Annotated in this window: 16 protein-coding genes; 3 read left to right on the top strand and 13 right to left on the bottom strand. The window is 63.6% G+C overall.

Annotated features, from left to right (window positions below; all coding sequences use genetic code 11):
• Nucleotides 1–2: 2 nt before the first annotated feature.
• The 7 genes from gspF to JHD59_RS11865 form a co-directional block, all read right to left on the bottom strand.
• On the bottom strand, nucleotides 3–1,214 hold the full coding sequence (gene gspF, locus JHD59_RS11895) for a type II secretion system inner membrane protein GspF (protein ID WP_199154400.1): 1,212 nt from the start codon (nucleotides 1,212–1,214) through the stop codon (nucleotides 3–5).
• On the bottom strand, nucleotides 1,214–2,671 hold the full coding sequence (gspE, locus tag JHD59_RS11890; RefSeq protein WP_304491563.1) for a type II secretion system ATPase GspE: 1,458 nt from the start codon (nucleotides 2,669–2,671) through the stop codon (nucleotides 1,214–1,216). The genes gspF and gspE overlap by 1 nt, the downstream gene beginning before the upstream one ends.
• A complete protein-coding gene (gspD, locus tag JHD59_RS11885; protein ID WP_199154399.1) occupies nucleotides 2,671–4,794 on the bottom strand; it encodes a type II secretion system secretin GspD in 2,124 nt (707 codons plus the stop codon). Before gspD ends, gspE begins: the two co-directional genes overlap by 1 nt.
• 9 nt (nucleotides 4,795–4,803) lie before the next feature.
• Nucleotides 4,804–5,442, bottom strand: coding sequence for a type II secretion system protein N (locus JHD59_RS11880; protein ID WP_199154398.1), 639 nt, complete (start codon nucleotides 5,440–5,442; stop codon nucleotides 4,804–4,806).
• Between the two features lie 269 nt (nucleotides 5,443–5,711).
• A complete protein-coding gene (locus tag JHD59_RS11875; protein WP_199154397.1) occupies nucleotides 5,712–7,493 on the bottom strand; it encodes an acyl-CoA dehydrogenase in 1,782 nt (593 codons plus the stop codon).
• Nucleotides 7,494–7,645: 152 nt separating this feature from the next.
• On the bottom strand, nucleotides 7,646–8,578 hold the full coding sequence (locus tag JHD59_RS11870; RefSeq protein ID WP_199154396.1) for an electron transfer flavoprotein subunit alpha/FixB family protein: 933 nt from the start codon (nucleotides 8,576–8,578) through the stop codon (nucleotides 7,646–7,648).
• Nucleotides 8,579–8,581: 3 nt separating this feature from the next.
• The gene (locus tag JHD59_RS11865; protein ID WP_199154395.1) at nucleotides 8,582–9,331 is read right to left on the bottom strand and encodes an electron transfer flavoprotein subunit beta/FixA family protein; all 750 of its coding nucleotides are present in this window, start codon (nucleotides 9,329–9,331) and stop codon (nucleotides 8,582–8,584) included.
• A 261-nt stretch (nucleotides 9,332–9,592) separates the two neighbouring features.
• Here JHD59_RS11865 and JHD59_RS11860 point away from each other — a divergent pair, with 261 nt between their 5' ends.
• Nucleotides 9,593–10,009 carry a MaoC family dehydratase gene (locus tag JHD59_RS11860; RefSeq protein ID WP_043621896.1) on the top strand — a complete coding sequence of 139 codons (417 nt, stop codon included), beginning with the start codon at nucleotides 9,593–9,595 and terminating at the stop codon, nucleotides 10,007–10,009.
• Here the strand turns inward: JHD59_RS11860 and queG are convergent.
• Nucleotides 10,006–11,088 (bottom strand): tRNA epoxyqueuosine(34) reductase QueG, encoded by a 1,083-nt coding sequence (queG, locus tag JHD59_RS11855; protein WP_199154394.1) that lies wholly within the window; start codon nucleotides 11,086–11,088, stop codon nucleotides 10,006–10,008. The genes JHD59_RS11860 and queG overlap by 4 nt on opposite strands.
• On the opposite strand from queG, the gene tsaE reads away from it, so the two are divergent.
• Complete coding sequence (gene tsaE / locus JHD59_RS11850; protein ID WP_199154393.1) at nucleotides 11,087–11,581, top strand: tRNA (adenosine(37)-N6)-threonylcarbamoyltransferase complex ATPase subunit type 1 TsaE; 495 nt, start codon at nucleotides 11,087–11,089, stop codon at nucleotides 11,579–11,581. The genes queG and tsaE overlap by 2 nt on opposite strands.
• Complete coding sequence (locus JHD59_RS11845; protein ID WP_199154392.1) at nucleotides 11,539–12,780, top strand: N-acetylmuramoyl-L-alanine amidase; 1,242 nt, start codon at nucleotides 11,539–11,541, stop codon at nucleotides 12,778–12,780. Before tsaE ends, JHD59_RS11845 begins: the two co-directional genes overlap by 43 nt.
• A 70-nt stretch (nucleotides 12,781–12,850) precedes the next feature.
• Here JHD59_RS11845 and yacG read toward each other — a convergent pair whose 3' ends face one another.
• Genes yacG through JHD59_RS11820 form a run of 5 tightly spaced genes read right to left on the bottom strand, consistent with a single transcriptional unit; the run spans nucleotide 12,851 to nucleotide 16,588 of the window.
• Entirely contained in the window at nucleotides 12,851–13,045 is a 195-nt protein-coding gene (gene yacG, locus JHD59_RS11840) for a DNA gyrase inhibitor YacG (RefSeq protein ID WP_103316495.1), read from the bottom strand.
• A 5-nt stretch (nucleotides 13,046–13,050) separates the two neighbouring features.
• A complete protein-coding gene (zapD, locus tag JHD59_RS11835) occupies nucleotides 13,051–13,809 on the bottom strand; it encodes a cell division protein ZapD (RefSeq protein WP_199154391.1) in 759 nt (252 codons plus the stop codon).
• A 36-nt stretch (nucleotides 13,810–13,845) separates the two neighbouring features.
• Nucleotides 13,846–14,445: a dephospho-CoA kinase gene (gene coaE / locus JHD59_RS11830; RefSeq protein WP_368671578.1), complete on the bottom strand. Its 600-nt coding sequence runs from the start codon at nucleotides 14,443–14,445 to the stop codon at nucleotides 13,846–13,848.
• Entirely contained in the window at nucleotides 14,445–15,365 is a 921-nt protein-coding gene (locus JHD59_RS11825; protein WP_199154390.1) for an A24 family peptidase, read from the bottom strand. Before JHD59_RS11825 ends, coaE begins: the two co-directional genes overlap by 1 nt.
• Entirely contained in the window at nucleotides 15,365–16,588 is a 1,224-nt protein-coding gene (locus JHD59_RS11820) for a type II secretion system F family protein (protein WP_199154389.1), read from the bottom strand. Before JHD59_RS11820 ends, JHD59_RS11825 begins: the two co-directional genes overlap by 1 nt.
• Between the last annotated feature and the right edge of the window lie 47 nt (nucleotides 16,589–16,635).

Below are 16,635 nucleotides of genomic sequence, written 5' to 3'. Positions count from 1 at the left end.
GCTCAATGCACCATCTGGTTCATATCGATGATCGGCATCATGATGGCCAGCACGATCAACAGCACCATGCCGCCCATCACCAGAATCAGCAGCGGCTCCATCAGTGTGGTGAAGGTGGCCAGCTTGCGCTCCACCTCCTGCTCCTGCTGCTGCGCGGCGCGGTCCAGCATGTGGGACAGCGTGCCGCTGGCCTCGCCGCTGGAGATCAGGTGGATCAGCACCGGCGGAAACTTCTTGCTGGCGTTCAGCGCGCGCGACAGCGAAATGCCCTCGCGCACCTTGTTCATCGCATCGGCCACCGCGTCCTGCATCGGCAGCATGGACATCAGGCCGCGCGCGGTTTCCAGAGCGGTAAGCAGAGGCACGCCGGAACCGACCAGAATGGACAGCGTGCTGGCCATGCGCGCGGTATTCAGCGCGCGGAACAGGCGGCCGAATACCGGCAGCTTCAGCACCCGCTCGTGGAAGCGGCGTTTCAGCGCCGGCGCGCGCCAGGCGCGCACGGCCAAAAACACCGCGGCGATGATGGCGATCAGCAAGACCACGCCCCACTGGCGCAGGAAATCGCTGCAGGCCATCAGGGCGCGGGTCAAAAACGGCAGCGTCTGCTTGGTCTGGGCGAAGACGCTGACCACCTGCGGCACGACATAGCTCATCAGGCCTGCCACCACCAGGATGGCCACCAGGGTCACGACCGCCGGATAGGCCAAGGCCAGCGTCACTTTCTGCTGCGTGTTCTGCCGCTTGTCCAGATATTCCGCCAAGCGCGCCATCACCATGTCCAGATGGCCGGACTGCTCCCCCGCCTGCACCAGCGAGCGGTACAAGGGCGAAAACACGCCGGGCGCGGCGGACAGCGCCTGGGCAAAGCTCTTGCCTTCCAGGATGTCGCTGCGCAGCGCGGCCAGCACGGTGCGGCTGCGCGGGTTTTCCGCTTGCTCGGTCACCGCGGTCAACGCTTTTTCCAGCGTCAAGCCGGCATTCAGCAAGGTGGACAGCTGCTCGGTGATCATCACCAATTCGGCGCGCGGCAAGCCGCGGCGCAGCACATTGCTGGCCGCGCCGCCGGTCTTGGCGTTGACGCTGTCCACCGTCACCGGCAACAGGCCGCGTTCGCGCAGCTGGACGCGCGCGGCGCGGGCGGAGTCGGCCTCCAGCAGGCCGCTTTGCTCCTTGCCCGCCGCGTCGTAGGCGGTGTACTTGAAGGCTGCCATCAGCTCCTCGTCACCCGCAGGATTTCTTCCAGACTGGTCTCGCCGGCCTTGACCCAGCGCAGGCCGTCGTCGCGCAGGCTGCGCATGCCGTGGCGCGCGGCGTGGTCGCGCAGGCGCTGCTCGGACGCGCGGTCATGGATCAGCCGCTGCATGGTGTCGTCCACCAGCATCAGCTCGTAAATGCCGTAACGCCCCTTGTAGCCGGAGCCGCCGCAAGCCGGGCAACCGACAGGACGATAGTGCACCGCCGTCGGATCGTCCTCCAGCGGCACCGGATGCGGCGCCTTGCACTGCGGGCAGACGCGGCGCACCAGACGCTGCGCCATCACCCCCAGCAAGCTGGACGCCAGCAGAAACGGTTCGACGCCCATGTCGGTGAGCCGCGTCACCGCGCTGGCGGCGTCGTTGGTGTGCAGCGTCGCCAGCACCAGGTGGCCGGTCAGCGAGGCCTGGACGGCGATCTGCGCGGTTTCCAGGTCGCGGATCTCGCCTATCATCACCACGTCCGGGTCCTGCCGCAGGATGGCTCGCAAGGCCTTGGCGAAGCTCATGTCGATCTTGGGATTGACCTGGGTCTGGCCCACGCCGTCCAAGTGGTACTCCACCGGGTCTTCCACCGTCATGATATTGGTGTGGCTGGCGTCCAAGCGGGACAGCGCGGCGTACAGCGTGGTGGTTTTGCCGGAGCCTGTGGGGCCGGTGACCAAGAGGATGCCGTGCGGCTGATTGATCAGCTTGTCGACCGAGGCCAAGGTGTCGGCGGCCATGCCCAGCGTGGCCAGGTCCAGCCGCGCGTTTTCCTTGTCCAGCAAACGCAGCACCACGCGTTCGCCGTGGCTGGTGGGCAGCGTGGAAACCCGCACGTCCACCGGCCGGCCGCCCAGGCGCAGCGAGATGCGGCCGTCTTGCGGGATGCGCTTTTCGGCGATGTCCATGCCGGACATGATCTTGATCCGCGACACCATGGCCGCGTGCAGCGCGCGGTGCGGGCTGACCACGTCGCGCAGCGTGCCGTCCAGGCGGAAGCGGACGACGGAGCGGTCTTCGAACGCCTCGATGTGGATGTCGGACGCCCCGTCGCGCAGCGCCTGCGTCAACAAGGCGTTGATCATGCGGATGATGGGCGCGTCACCCTCGCTCTCCAGCAGGTCTTCCACCGTGGGCAAGGATTCGACCATCTGGTTCAGGTCCATGTCCTGGCCGATGTCGTCCACCATTTCCGCCGCCGCGCCGTCGCGGCTGGCGTAGTGCTCGGACAAGCGCTTGTCGAACTGGGCGGCAGTCAGCATTTCCGCGCCCACCAGCGGCCCGCCATGCAGGCGCAGGGCCTCGGCCCAGGCGGCCGGCTTGGCGTCCTCGCGCAGCAGCAACTGGCGGCCGCTCTCGCCATCCAGCAGGATGACCCCGTTGGCGCGGGCGAAGGGGAACGGCAGCAAGGTGGAGAGCTTGGCCGACATCATTGCGCTGCCTTGGCTTTGTCTTGGTTTTTGCTCAGATCGTCCAGCGCGCCGCGGATGCCCTTGTCGGGCAAGGCCTTCAGCGCGTCATCCAGCGTCAACGGCAATTTGCTCTTCATTTGCTGGTGCAGGTCGCCTACCACGTAGTTGTAGCGCTCGCCCGCCATCGCGCTGTTGCCGGTCTCGTCGCGGATGATGGTGGGGCGGATGAAGATCATCAGGTTGGTCTTCTTCCGCGCCTTGCCCTGATACTTGAACAGATTGCCCAGCCAGGGGATATCGCCCAACAACGGCACCTTGTCCTCGGCATTGCTGGTATTTTCCTGCGTCAAGCCGCCCAGCGCCACCAAGCCGCCGTCATTGACCGTCACGACCGTATCCAGCGTGCGGCGGTTGAATGTGGGGTTGGCCGAGCTAGCCGTGGTGGGATCGATGGAGTCGGCCGCCTGGCTGATTTTCAGTCGGATAGCGCCGCCCTCTGAGATCTGCGGCGTGATTTTCAAGCCGAAGCCGACCGTCTTGCGGTCATAGGTATTGTACGGGGCATTGGACGAGCCGCTGGCGCCGGCCGGATAGGACGCGCTGAGCACGCCGATTTCCTGGCCGATCACGATTTTGGCCTCTTCGTTGTCCATGGTGACCAACTGCGGCGTCGCCACCAGATTGCCCTGCGCTTCTTGTTCCAAAGCCTGGGCCAGCAAACCCAGCGTGGGAATCTGCACCCCATCCACCGTGATGGTGTTGATAATAGCGGCCGTCAGCCCTCCGCCAGTCAGGCTGCTGACCAGGTTCCCCAGCGGCGAAGTCGTAGCAGAAGTGCCAGTTCCCGGAAAAAGGGAAGGTGAATTCGGGCTAGGCAAGCTGTTGCCGATCAAACCATTGCCGCGCACGCTGGCCGCCCACTGCACGCCAATCGACGTGGAGTGATTGGCCGTCACTTCCATCACCAGCGCCTCGACATAAACCTGGGCGCGCCGCTTGTCGAGCAAGTCGATCACATTCCGCAAATTCTGGTACATCGGGTCCGGCACGTTCAGGATCAGGGCGTTGCTGTTGCTGTCGGCCTGGATCATTGCCGCCACGCCGGTGCCGGAGGGGCCGGAAGATGCGGAGGCGGCCGGCGCATTATTGTCCAGAACCGGCGCAGCACTTGGCGCAGTATTGCCGGAGCCCACGTTGGCGCCGCCGGTTTGATTGCCGCTGACGCCGCTCATCAGACTGGAACTTCCCGTTGCGCTGCCGCCGATGACACTGCGCGTCTGCACCGGGCTGCCATCGGCCGCCAGCAGGGCGCGCAAGGTTTTGGCTACTTCGGTGGCCTGGGCATTCTTCAGATACACCACCCGCACATTGGAGCCGGCCTGGCTCGGCTGATCCAGGACTTTCAGCAGGCTCTTGAGCTTGCCTATCTTGCCTGGCGCGTCTGTCTTGACCATCAGCACATTGGCGCGCGGATCGGCCAGGATGCTGGTCTTGCCGCCCTCTGCGCCACCGTCCTGCATCAGCTTGTTCAAGGTGCTGGCCAATTCAACCGCCGAGCCGAACAGCACCGGAATCACAGCGGTGTCGCCGGAAGAGGCCGACTCCACCGACTCGATGATGGACTCAATGCGCTGGATGTTCTCGGCGTAGTCGGTAACGATCAGGGCGTTGGACTGCGGATAGGCCGCCACCGTGTTGTTGGGCGACACCAATGGCCGGATCACCGGAACCAGCTGATTGGCGTTGCTGTTCTGCAGCGCGAATACCTTGGTGATCAGCCGGTCGCCATCGCCGCGCGGCACGCGCTTGACCGCCCGGGCATGCAGCTTGGCGTCGGCCTCCGGCACGATCTTGATCACGCCGTTGCCTTCCACCGCGGAAAAGCCCTGCAGCCGCAGCGAGGACAACAGCACTTGGTAGGACAAGGCGCGCGGCACCGGCCGGCTGGACACGATATTGACCGTGCCCTTGACGCGCGGATCGATGATGAAGTTCTTGCCGCTGATTTCGCCTATCGCCTTGACCACGGTCTCGATGTCGGCGTTGACGAAGTTGAGCATCACCGTGTCGTTCTGCGGCGCCGCCAGCAGTTGACAGCTGTAGACCAGGGCCAGGGTGGCGACGAGTTTGGAAATTCGCATTGCACTCTCTTATTGGCGAATCATCGCGGCAGGATCGACCGCGGGTTGGGGCGGAGTATCGGGTACGGAATTCTGGCTGGGCACCGGCACTGGCACGGCGCCGGGCATCGGCGGGGGCTGCATCTGGCCAGGCGCCTGGGGCGGCGGCTGCGTCGCGGCGTCCGCGCCGCCCGCTGCGCCATTGCGAGCCTGCAGCGGTACGAACTGCTCGCTGCCGCCGGAACGGATGGTCACGCCATTCGGCGCGACTTTCACCAGCTCCCAGCCATCAGCGGTTTGCTTGCCCTGCAGCAGCGGTTCGGCATGGCCGTTGTTGTCCACGATGGCGAAACCGAGAACGCCGGGCAGCGAAGGCGCGTATACGCCCAACAGGCGCAGCGGCGGCAGCGCGGCCGCCTGCTGCTGCGGCGCTTCGCCAAACCAGTGTCCCTGAGCCACAGCCGCCGCGGCGGCCTGCGGCTGGGCCGGCGCCAGCGCCCGATACGCGCGCGACGACGGGGATAGCCAGCCGCTCAACTGCTGGCCGAGCCAGAACACGGCAATGCCCACTGCCAACGCAGGCAAGGCTTTGTGCCATTGCGCGCCCGGCAAGCGCAGCTTGTCGAAATTCAACTTGCCGACCAACTTGTTGTGATCCCCGAGACCCATCGACTTCCCGCCATCAAAAATTATGCTGAACACATCCCGCCTTGGCACGCTAGATTAAGCAGCAAGGCGGCGATTTTGCAATAGCTTGCAAGTAGTTTTGATGACAGATCAAATTTCAGTCATCGTTAATATTTACAACCAAACCATAAGGAGACTGGCTTGCAAGCCTCATGCCGCAAGCATTTCAATCCTTGCGGCATGGAATTTTCTGCATTCTCGCATAAAAAACGCCACGGCATGCCGTGGCGTCATGATAAATCAAAGCGAGCTCAGAACTGGGCTTCATCCAGCGCCAGCACGCTATCCGCGCCGCGCACGATGGCCGCGGCCAGACCGGATGCCTGCGGCAGCAGATGTTCGGCGAAGAAGCGGGCGGTGACGATCTTGGCGTTCAGGAAATCGGCGTCCGCGTCAGCCTCCTGCAGCTTGTCCTTGGCGATCAGCGCGGCGCGGCCGAGCTGCCAGCCGCCCAGAGCTATGCCCATCAGCTTCAAGAACGGCACCGAGCCGGCTGCGGCCAACTGCGGCTGGCTGCCGAAAGTTTCCAGGATGAAGGCGACGCAGCGCTCGGCATCAGCGATGGCGGACGCCAGATTGCCGGCGATGCTGTCGAAGCCGGCAGCCTGCAGCTTGGTCACGGTGGACTGGGCCTCGGCCAGCAGCGCGCGGGCGGTGACGCCATGCTCGGCCGCAGTCTTGCGGCCGATCAGGTCCAGCGCCTGGATGCCGGTGGTGCCTTCGTAAATGGCGGTGATGCGGGCATCGCGATAATACTGGGCGACGCCGGTTTCCTCGATGAAACCCATGCCGCCATGCACCTGGATGGCCAGGCTGGTGATTTCGTTGGCCTGCTCGGTGTTCCAGCCCTTGACGACGGGAATCAGGAAGTTCAGCAGCGCCTGGTTGCGCGCGGCCTCGGCCGGCACCGGATGGCGGGCGGCGCGGTCCAGCGCGGCGGCGGCGTAGAAGGTTAGCGCGCGCTGCGCTTCGATCTGGGCGCGCATGGTCATCAGCATGCGGCGCACATCCGGGTGCTGGATGATGGGCACGCCGGCCGGGTCCGGCGAGCCGACAGCGCGGCTCTGCACGCGCTCGCGGGCATATTCCACGGCTTTCTGATAGGCGCGCTCCGACACCGCCATGCCCTCGATGCCCACGCCCAGGCGAGCGTGGTTCATCATGGTGAACATATAGTTCAAGCCCTTGTTCGGCTCGCCCACCAGATAACCCACGGCGCCATCGTTGTCGCCGAAGCTCATCACCGCCGTCGGGCTGCCGTGAATGCCCAGCTTGTGCTCCAGCGACACGCAGCGCACGTCGTTGCGCGCGCCGAGCGAACCGTCGGCATTGACGAGGAACTTGGGCACGATGAACAGCGAGATGCCCTTCACGCCGGCCGGCGCGTCCGGCAGACGGGCCAGCACCAGATGGACGATGTTCTCGGCCATGTCGTGCTCGCCCCAAGTGATGAATATTTTCTGGCCGCTGATGCGATAGCTGCCGTCCGCCGCCGGCACGGCGCGCGAACGCACCTGAGCCAGGTCGGAGCCGGCCTGCGGCTCGGTCAGGTTCATGGTGCCGGTCCATTGGCCGCTGGACATCATCGGCAGATAGATATTCTTCAGCTCGTCCGAGGCGTGATGATGGATGGCCTCCACCGCGCCCAGCGTCAGCAGCGGGGCCAGGGAGAACGCAAGGTTGGACGCGCACCACATTTCCTCCACCGCCGCCGCCACCAGCGCCGGCATGCCCTGGCCGCCAAACTCCTCCGGCGCGCGCAGGCCTACCCAGCCCGATTCGACATACTGCTGCCAGGCGTCCTTGAAGCCCGCCGCTGCGGTCACTTCGCCATCCTGCCACTTGGCGCCCTGATCGCCCTGCTTGTTGATCGGCGCCAGCACGCCTTCGGCGAACTTGGCGCCCTCCTCCAGCACGGCGTCCACCAACTCGACTGAACACTCGCCATAACCGGGCAAGCCGCAGATGGCTGGCAATTCGGCCAGTTCATTCAAGACAAAACGAATATCCTTGACTGGTGCGTGATAAATCATCGCGCTTCTCCTCTGTTTCTCTCGCGTTGGGCCGCCAAGGCGGACCGTAAAAAAACCGGCGCTCAAATCTTGGGCGCCGGCTGCTGTTGTTTGTTCCGGCGGCTATGCTGCCTGCTCGGTCGGGGGCGCGTGCGACCGCCCCCGGCTGCCGCTTATTTCGACAGTTCGGCCATCAGTTCCGGCACCACGGTGAACAGATCGCCCACGATGCCGTAATCGGCCACTTGGAAGATAGGCGCCTCTTCATCCTTGTTGATGGCGACGATGACCTTGGAGTCCTTCATGCCGGCCAGGTGCTGGATCGCGCCGGAAATCCCGACGGCGATGTACAGCTGCGGAGCCACGACCTTGCCGGTTTGGCCAACCTGGTAGTCGTTCGGCGCGTAGCCGGCGTCCACCGCGGCGCGGGACGCGCCCACAGCGGCGGCCAGCTTGTCAGCCAAGGGCTCGATCACCGCTTTGAACTGTTCTTCCGAACCCAAGGCGCGGCCGCCGGATACGATGACCTTGGCCGAACCCAGTTCCGGACGGTTGGACTTGGTCAGTTCCTGGCCGACAAACACCGACACCTGGCTTTCTGCGCCGGCGGCGATGCTTTCCACCACAGCGGCGCCACCCTGGCCCGCCGCGTCGAAAGCGGTGGTGCGCACGGTGATCACCTTGATCGGGTCGATCGATTGCACGGTCGCCATCACGTTGCCGGCGTAGATCGGACGGACAAAAGTGTCGGCCGATTCAATGGCGGTGATTTCGGAAATCTGCGCCACGTCCAGCAAGGCGGCGACGCGCGGCAGCAAGTTCTTGCCGAAGGACGAGGCAGGGGCCAGCACGTGGCTGTAAGCCTTGGCCAGGCCCACCACCAGCGAGGACAGGTTTTCTGCCAGGCCATGGGCGTATTGGGCGGCGTCGGCCAACAGCACCTTGGACACGCCGGCCAGGTTCTTGGCGGCATCGGCGGCGCCGGCGGCGTTGTGGCCGGCCACCAGCACGTGCACTTCGCCCAGCTTGGCGGCGGCGGTGACGGTATTCAGGGTGCCTGCTTTCAGGCTCTGGTTGTCGTGTTCAGCGATAACGAGAATAGCCATGTCTTACAGCACCTTTGCTTCGTTCTTGAGTTTGGCGACCAGCTCGGCGGCACTGGCCACCTTGACGCCGGCGGAACGCTTGGCCGGCTCGGCCACTTTCAGCGTCTTCAGGCGCGGAGCCACGTCGACGGACAGATCAGCAGGGGTCGTCTTGTCCAGCGGCTTTTTCTTGGCAGCCATGATGTTCGGCAGCTTGATGAAGCGCGGCTCGTTCAGGCGCAGGTCGGCGGTCACTACGGCCGGCAGGCGCAGCTTGACGGTTTCCAGGCCGCCGTCGATCTCGCGCACCACGTCCGCGGTCTCGGCGGACAGGTCAACCTTGGAAGCGAAGGTGCCTTGGGCCCAGCCCAGCAGCGCCGCGGTCATCTGGCCAGTCTGATTGGCGTCGTCGTCGATCGCCTGCTTGCCCAGGATCACCAGCTGCGGCTGTTCCTTCTCTACCACGGCCTTCAGCAGCTTGGCCACGGCCAAGGGCTGCAGCTCGGCTTCGCTTTCCACCAGGATGGCGCGGTCGGCGCCCATCGCCAGCGCCGTGCGCAGGGTTTCCTCGCACTGCTTCACGCCCATGGACACGACGACGATTTCGGTCGCCTTGCCGGCTTCTTTCAGACGCACGGCTTCTTCGACGGCGATTTCGTCGAACGGGTTCATCGACATCTTGACGTTGGCGATATCAACGTCGCTGCCGTCGGCTTTGACGCGGACTTTCACGTTGTAATCAACAACGCGCTTCACTGCGACTAGAACTTTCATATTCCTCCAGCAAACATCTGTTGGGTTAGGACCGGTTCAGGCCCGAAAACGCGGAAGGCAACGAACGGCCAGCTGAGTCTGATTATGCCCCAAGCAAATTTCAAACGAGCGTTTGGTTTGTATGCCGACACCCCAAGCGTGGTGAAAATGCAACTCGGCGTCGATAGTACGTCATTTCCCGCGGGTTTGCATTTCAAGGCGAAGCTGTCACAATGCGGCTGTGCATTGCAGCATTTCCTTGTCATAAACCGTGGAGCTGTCATGACCGTCTATTTCGAAGACCTCGTCGTGGGACAAAGCGCCGAATCCGGCAAAACCGTCACCGAGGCCGACGTGCTGTTGTTCTCCGCCGTCAGCGGCGACAACAATCCCGTGCATCTGGATCAGATTTACGCGGCGTCCACGCCGTTCGAGACCCGCATCGCCCACGGCATGCTGACCGCCAGCCTGATCTCTGGCGTGATCGGCACCCGCCTGCCCGGCTACGGCACCATCTACCTGTCGCAGTCCACCCGTTTCAAGGCGCCGGTCCGCATCGGACAGACCGTGATCACCCGCGTCACCGTCGCAGAATTGATCCCGGAAAAGAAACGGGTGCGACTGACCACCGAATGCCGCGTTGGCGATCATGTGGTGCTGGAAGGCGAATCCTTGGTGATTGCGCCTTCGCGCGGCTAATCGCCAGAACTGACGCCATGCCGAGCCAGGGCCCAGCGCACCGGCTCGGCCACCAGCTCGTCGGGAAAATCCAGACGCCGCTGCAAGGCGGCGATGACTTCGGGGCTGGTGGGCGCATTGCCCAGCCCGACCGCCAGATTCGACAGCCACTTGTGATAACCGATGCGGTAGATCGGGCTGCCGGCCATCCGCTCGCGGAATGCCTCCGCGCTCCAGTCGAACAGTTCTACCAGACTGGCGCGATCCAAACCATGACGCACCGCAAAATCAGACTCTTCTGATAAAGCTCCGAAACGATTCCACGGACAGAACAACTGGCAATCGTCGCAGCCATACACCCGGTTGCCGATCAGCGGACGCAATTCATGCGGAATCGCGCCTTTCAGTTCTATAGTCAGGTAGGAAATGCAGCGCCGCGCATCCACCTTGTACGGTTCGACAATGGCGCCGGTGGGACAGACATCCAGGCAACGAGTGCAACGACCGCAATGCCCATCCTCCGCCTCGTCCGGCGGCAGCGGCAGATCGGTCAGGATTTCGCCCAGGAAAAACAGCGACCCCTGCTTCTTGGTCAATAATAATGTGTGCTTGCCGCGCCAACCCAAGCCGGCCTGCGCCGCCAGCGCCACTTCGGCCAGCGGCGCGCTGTCGGTGAATACGCGGTAGCCGAAGGCGCCGATAGCGCCTTCGATGCGCTCGGCAAGCTTTTGCAAGCGGTTGCGCAGCACCTTGTGGTAGTCGCGACCCAGCGCGTAACGCGACAAATAGGCGAGCGACGGATCGGCCAGCACCTGTTCGGCCGGCTTCGCCTCCGGCCAGTAGTTCATGCGCAGCGAGATGACGGACAAGGTGCCCGGCACCAGTTCGGCGGGACGGACCCGCAAGGCGCCGTGGCGGGCCATGTAGTCCATCTCGCCGTGGTAGCCGGCCGCCAACCAGGCCTCGAGTTCGCGCTCGGCCTCTGCCGGCAGCGCCGCGCGGGTGATCCGGGCATCGGCAAAGCCGGCTTCGCGCGCCCAGGCTTTGATTTGGCGCGACAATTCGGGATAATCCGGTTTTTGAGGAGGATTCTCAGTCATGGCGATGGATGATACCAGCGTTGTGGCCGGCAGCCTGCCGGACGAACGCGCCACGCTGATGCTGGGCGCCGCTTTCGCCGCCGCGGCCCGCCCCGGCCTCACCGTTCACCTGCAGGGCGACCTGGGCGCCGGCAAAACCACGTTTACCCGCGGCCTGCTGGCCGCGCTCGGGCACCAGGGCAAGGTGAAAAGTCCCACCTATACGCTGGTGGAAAGCTATCCGCTGTCCGAATATAGTATCCATCATTTTGACCTTTACCGCTTCGCTGACCCGGAAGAGTGGAACGACGCCGGCTTCAGCGAATATTTCGGTCCTGATAGCCTATGCCTGGTGGAGTGGCCAGACAAAGCCGACGATCTATTGCCCGCAGCCGACATCGTGCTGGAACTTGCCGTCGCCGGCGATGGTCGCACTTACCAATTCCAAGCTCAGACACCAACCGGACAGTCATGCCTGATTCGACTTTCGACCCAAACCGCCGCGCATTGCTAGGCGTCGCGGCCGCTACCTTTCTGCTTGCCGTCAGCCGTACGGGGCTGGCAGCCGACAACCAGATCGTCGCCCTGCGCATCTGGCCTTCGAGCACTTACACCCGCATCACGCTGGAATCCGGCAGCGCCATCCAGTACAAGCAGTTCACCCTGGCCAATCCAAGCCGGCTGGTCATCGATCTGCAGGGCGTGCAGTTGAACGGGGTGCTGAAGGACATCAGCGGCCAGATCACCAAGGCCGACCCATTCATCGCCAACGCCCGCGCCGGCCAGTTCGACCCGGATACGGTGCGGCTGGTGCTGGAACTGAAGACCGACGTCAAGCCGCAGGCTTTCACGCTGGCCCCGGTGGCGGAATACAAGCATAGACTGGTGGTGGACCTGTATCCGGCCAGCGGCGTGCAGGATGATCCTTTGCTGGCGCTCTTGCAGGATTACAACAAGGGCAAGCTGGAGCAGCCGCCCACGCAGATCAAGCCCAAGTCCAAGAACAGCGACCGCCCCATCGTCGTGATGCTGGATCCGGGCCACGGCGGCGAGGACCCCGGCGCCATAGGCCTGCAAGGCAACCGCGAGAAGGACGTGGTGCTGAAGATCGGCCATCAGCTGAAACAATTGATCGACGCCGAGCCGAATATGAAAGCCTATATGACGCGCAGCGACGACGTGTTCATCCCGCTGGGCGTGCGCGTGGCCAAGGCCAGGAAGCTGAATGCCGACCTGTTTGTCTCCATCCACGCCGACGCCGCGCCCAACCGCGCCGCACGCGGCTCCTCGGTGTTCGCGCTGTCGGAAAAAGGCGCCACCAGCGCCTTCGCCAAGGCGCTGGCGCAGACGCAGAACGACTCCGACCTGATAGGCGGCGTCAAGATCGGCAGCAAGGACAAATATCTGGCGCATACCCTGCTGGACCTGACCCAAACCGCCACCATCAACGACAGTCTGAAACTGGGCAAGACGGTGCTGGGCCAGCTCGGCGGCCTGAACAAGCTGCACAAGAACGCGGTGGAGCAAGCCGGCTTCGCCGTGCTGAAGGCGCCAGACATCCCGTCCATCCTGGTGGAAACGGCTTTCATTTCCAATCCGGAAGAGGAACAGCGGCTGATCACCGCCGAGTTCCAGCAACAGATGGCCAATGCCATCTTCAGCGGCGTGAAAAACTATTTTGCCTCCGGCGCCGCGCTGGCCGCCCGCGCCTGATCGCCTGCCCCAAAGCAAAACCGCCAGGTCGAGTCCTGGCGGTTTTTTCATGCCTAAGGCCTGGCGGCGCTCAGTGCGCGGCCGGCGGCAACTCGCCCGGCGGCGTTTCCTCTTCTGCCGGCACGCGATAATTCTCGCTGGCCCACTGCCCCAGGTCGATCAAACGGCAGCGCTCGCTGCAAAATGGGCGGTAACGGCTCTGCGCCTCCCAGCGCACTTCGGCGCGGCAGGTGGGGCAGGCGACAATGCGGATGGATTCAGCCATGAAACTCAGAACTTGCAATTGGTCAGATAAAACTCGACATCCTGCTCGGTCTGGCGGGGCCGGGCCTCGCCGGTCACCGCGCCGACGAAACGGATGTTGAGCGCGTATTTATTGGCGGACAATTCCGGCAGCAGCGCCAGCGTGTCGTCGTAGGCGACGCGGATCAGCTGCACCACCTTGCCGCCGGACATCTGCTGGAACGCGCCGCGGCGCGCCACATAATGGTGCGTCTTGCCGCTGTCTCGCAGCAGCCGCAGCAGGATGTCGGACGCGTCGGCCGTCGGCATCAGCGGCGCGGACCAGCGCTGCATGTCATGGCGACGCTCCTCGGCCGGCTTCTGCTGCCACAAATGATAAGAAGGCAGATCGAACTGACAGGTGCCACCGGGGATGCCGGCGCGCTGCTTGATCGCCATCAGCCACTCGTTTTCGCGCAAGTTCTGGCCAAACTTGCCGGTCAAGGCCAGCAACTTGCCGGACGCGCGCTCGATCTCCTCCAGCACGCCTTCCAGCGTCTCTTCGGCCACATTGGGATTCTCGCGCAAGGCCTCCAGCATCTGCTTCTGCCGCTCCAGCTCCTGCAGCAGATCGGCCTTCAGGTCTGCGCGCGAAGCGGTTTCCATCAGTTCAAACAGAACCAGCAGCGCGGCATGATGGTCATGTGGATGATCCTTGCCGACGAAGTAGGCCAGCCGCCCGTACAGATATTCCAGACGCAGCAGAATACGGGTGCGCTCGGTGACAGGAAATTCAAAACTGATCACGGCAGATCTGCCCTTCTCCACGGCTTGCATCAAGCCTCAAAACATTGCATTGACAAGATTTGCCAGATAATAACCGTGTTTGGCATCAACTTGAAGCCTCAATTCTGCCAAGCCGCTGTTATTGTCGATGACATCGTCCGCGCGGCGCAGCCGCTCCTCCCGCGGCAACTGCGCCGCCATGATCGCCCGCACCGCCGGTTCGGCAAAACCATTGCGCCGCATAACCCGCTCAATCTGGGTATGCTCGTCGCAATCCACCACCAGCGTGCGCGCCAAGAGTGGCAGATAGCGCTCATTTTCAAACAGCAGCGGCACCACCAGCACCGCGTACTCGCCCTGCGCCGCCTGCAGCCTGCGCACACTTTCGTCATAGATGGCCGGATGCAGAATCGCTTCCAATTGATGCTTGCTATCGGGATTCGAGAAGACTTTTTGTCGCATCGCTGCACGATCCAAGGCGCCATCGGCTGTCAGCGCCTGCGGGCCGAACGCCTGTGCGATCGCCGCCATCGCCGCGCCGCCCGGGCCGGTCAACTGATGGGCGATCTGGTCGGTGTCGATCACCGGCACGCCCAGCTCGGCAAAACGGTCCGCCGCCGCGCTCTTGCCGGAACCGATGCCGCCGGTCAGCCCCACTACCGGGATAGCCATGCCAGATACCCCTCGACGATCTGCGGCCCCCACACCAGCGCGATCCAGCCGGCTGCGGCAAGATAGGGCCCAAACGGAATCGGCTGCCCGCGGCCGACGCGCGAGGCGGCCATCATTGCCAGGCCGCAAACCGCGCCGACCAGCGACGACAGCAGAATAATCAAGGGCAGCATGCCCCAGCCTAGCCAGGCGCCCAGCGCAGCCAGCAGCTTGAAATCGCCATACCCCATGCCCTCGCGGCCGGTAGCCAACTTGAACAGCTGATACACCAGCCACAGCGCCAGGTAGCCGCAGGCCGCGCCCAGCACGGCGTCGGCCAGCGGCACCATGCCGCCATGCAGATTGAACAACAGGCCGGCCCACAACAGCGGCAGCGTCAGGCTGTCAGGCAGCAGCTGGGTATCGAGATCGATGAAAGTCAAAGCCAGCAAGGCGGCGGTCAGCGCCATCGCGCCAAACAGCGGCCAGCCCCAGCCCAGTTTCCAGGCGAGAAAACCAAACAAGACGCCGCACAGCAACTCCACCAGGGGATAACGCAAACTGATGCCGGCGCGGCAAGCGGCGCAACGGCCGCCCAGCAGCGCATAGCTCAACAGCGGGATGTTCTGCCAGGCCCGCACTGCCGCGCCGCAAGATGGGCAATGCGAAGCGGGCCGCCACAGATTATAGCCCTGAGCCTCCGTCAGCTCCCCCATCGCGCCTTGCGCCGCCAATTTCAATGCGGGAAAGCGGTCGCACTCGGCCAGATAGCCCACGCTGTCTGCCAGGAATTCGTTCTCCAGCATCCGCGGCATGCGGTGAATCACCACATTCAGAAAACTGCCCACCATCAACCCAAACACTACGGCCACACCCAGCAGATAAGCCGGGTGGGTCGCCAGCAACCACGCCATATCCTGCAACATCAACCCACCACCTGACCCATTTTGAAAATCGGCATGTACATCGCGATCACCAAGCCCCCGATCAATACCCCCAGAATCACCATGATGGCGGGTTCAAGCAGGCTGGACAATGCCGCCACCGCGTTGTCCACCTCCTCTTCATAGAAATCAGCCACCTTATCGAGCATCTGGTCCAGCGAGCCGGACTCCTCGCCAATGGCGGTCATCTGCAGCACCATATTCGGGAAAAGATCGGTTCGCTGCATGGAGAAACTGAGGCTGGAGCCGGTATTGACGTCGGCCTGGATGCGGCGCGTCGCCTCCGCATATACCTGGTTGCCGGCGGCCCCGCCGACGGAGTCCAGCGCCTCGACCAGCGGCACCCCGGCGGTGAACAGCGTCGACAGCGTGCGCGCCCAGCGCGCGATGGTGGCTTTGCGGATGATGTCGCCGATCACCGGCAATTTCAGCAGAATGCGGTCCATCTGCTCCTGCAGTTTGGGCGTGCGCTTGAATGCATAGAAGAAAGCAAACAGCCCGCCAAAAATGGAACCGAAGATCAGCCACCAGAAGCGGACGAACAAATCAGACAGCCAGATCACGAACAGCGTCGGCGCCGGCAGATTGGCGCCGAAACTGGAAAACAGGTCCTTGAACGCCGGAATCACGTAGATCATGATCACCGCCGTGATGACGAAAGCGGTGCCGACGATGGCTGATGGATAAATCAGCGCCGATTTGATCTTGGACTTGATGGCCATTACCTTTTCCTTATAGGTGGCCAGTTTGTCCAGCAGCGAATCCAGCACGCCGCCGGCTTCGCCCGCGGCGATGATGTTGCAGAACAGCTTGTCGAAATGCAGCGGCCGCTTGCGGAACGCCTCCGCCAGCGACATCCCGGTCTCCACGTCGGCCCGCACCTCCAGCAGCATGCGCGTCACCGCGGGGTTGCTGTGCCCCTTGGCGGCAATGTCGAAAGCCTGCAGCAGCGGCACGCCGGCGCGCATCATGGTGCACAGCTGGCGGGTGAACAGGGTAATGTCTCTTTCCGTGATCTTGCGGCCGAAACCGGCGCGGCGTTTGCGGATTTTCACCACGCTGATGCCCTGGCGGCGCAATTGCATCTTGGCGACGTTTTCCGACTCGGCACGCAACTCGCCGCGGATGGCGCGGCCGGTCTTGTCCTTGCCCTCCCACTCCCAGATATGTCCCGGATTCGCTTTTTTTGTTGCCGTCGTCGCCATCACTCCAACCTTCCTTGTTCACTTCGGGACCACGCCATGCGCCGTGC

Source organism: Chromobacterium sp. ASV23, from assembly GCF_016428945.1.
GTDB classification, from domain to species: domain Bacteria; phylum Pseudomonadota; class Gammaproteobacteria; order Burkholderiales; family Chromobacteriaceae; genus Chromobacterium; species Chromobacterium sinusclupearum.
This window is presented reverse-complemented; position numbering and strand designations above follow the sequence as displayed.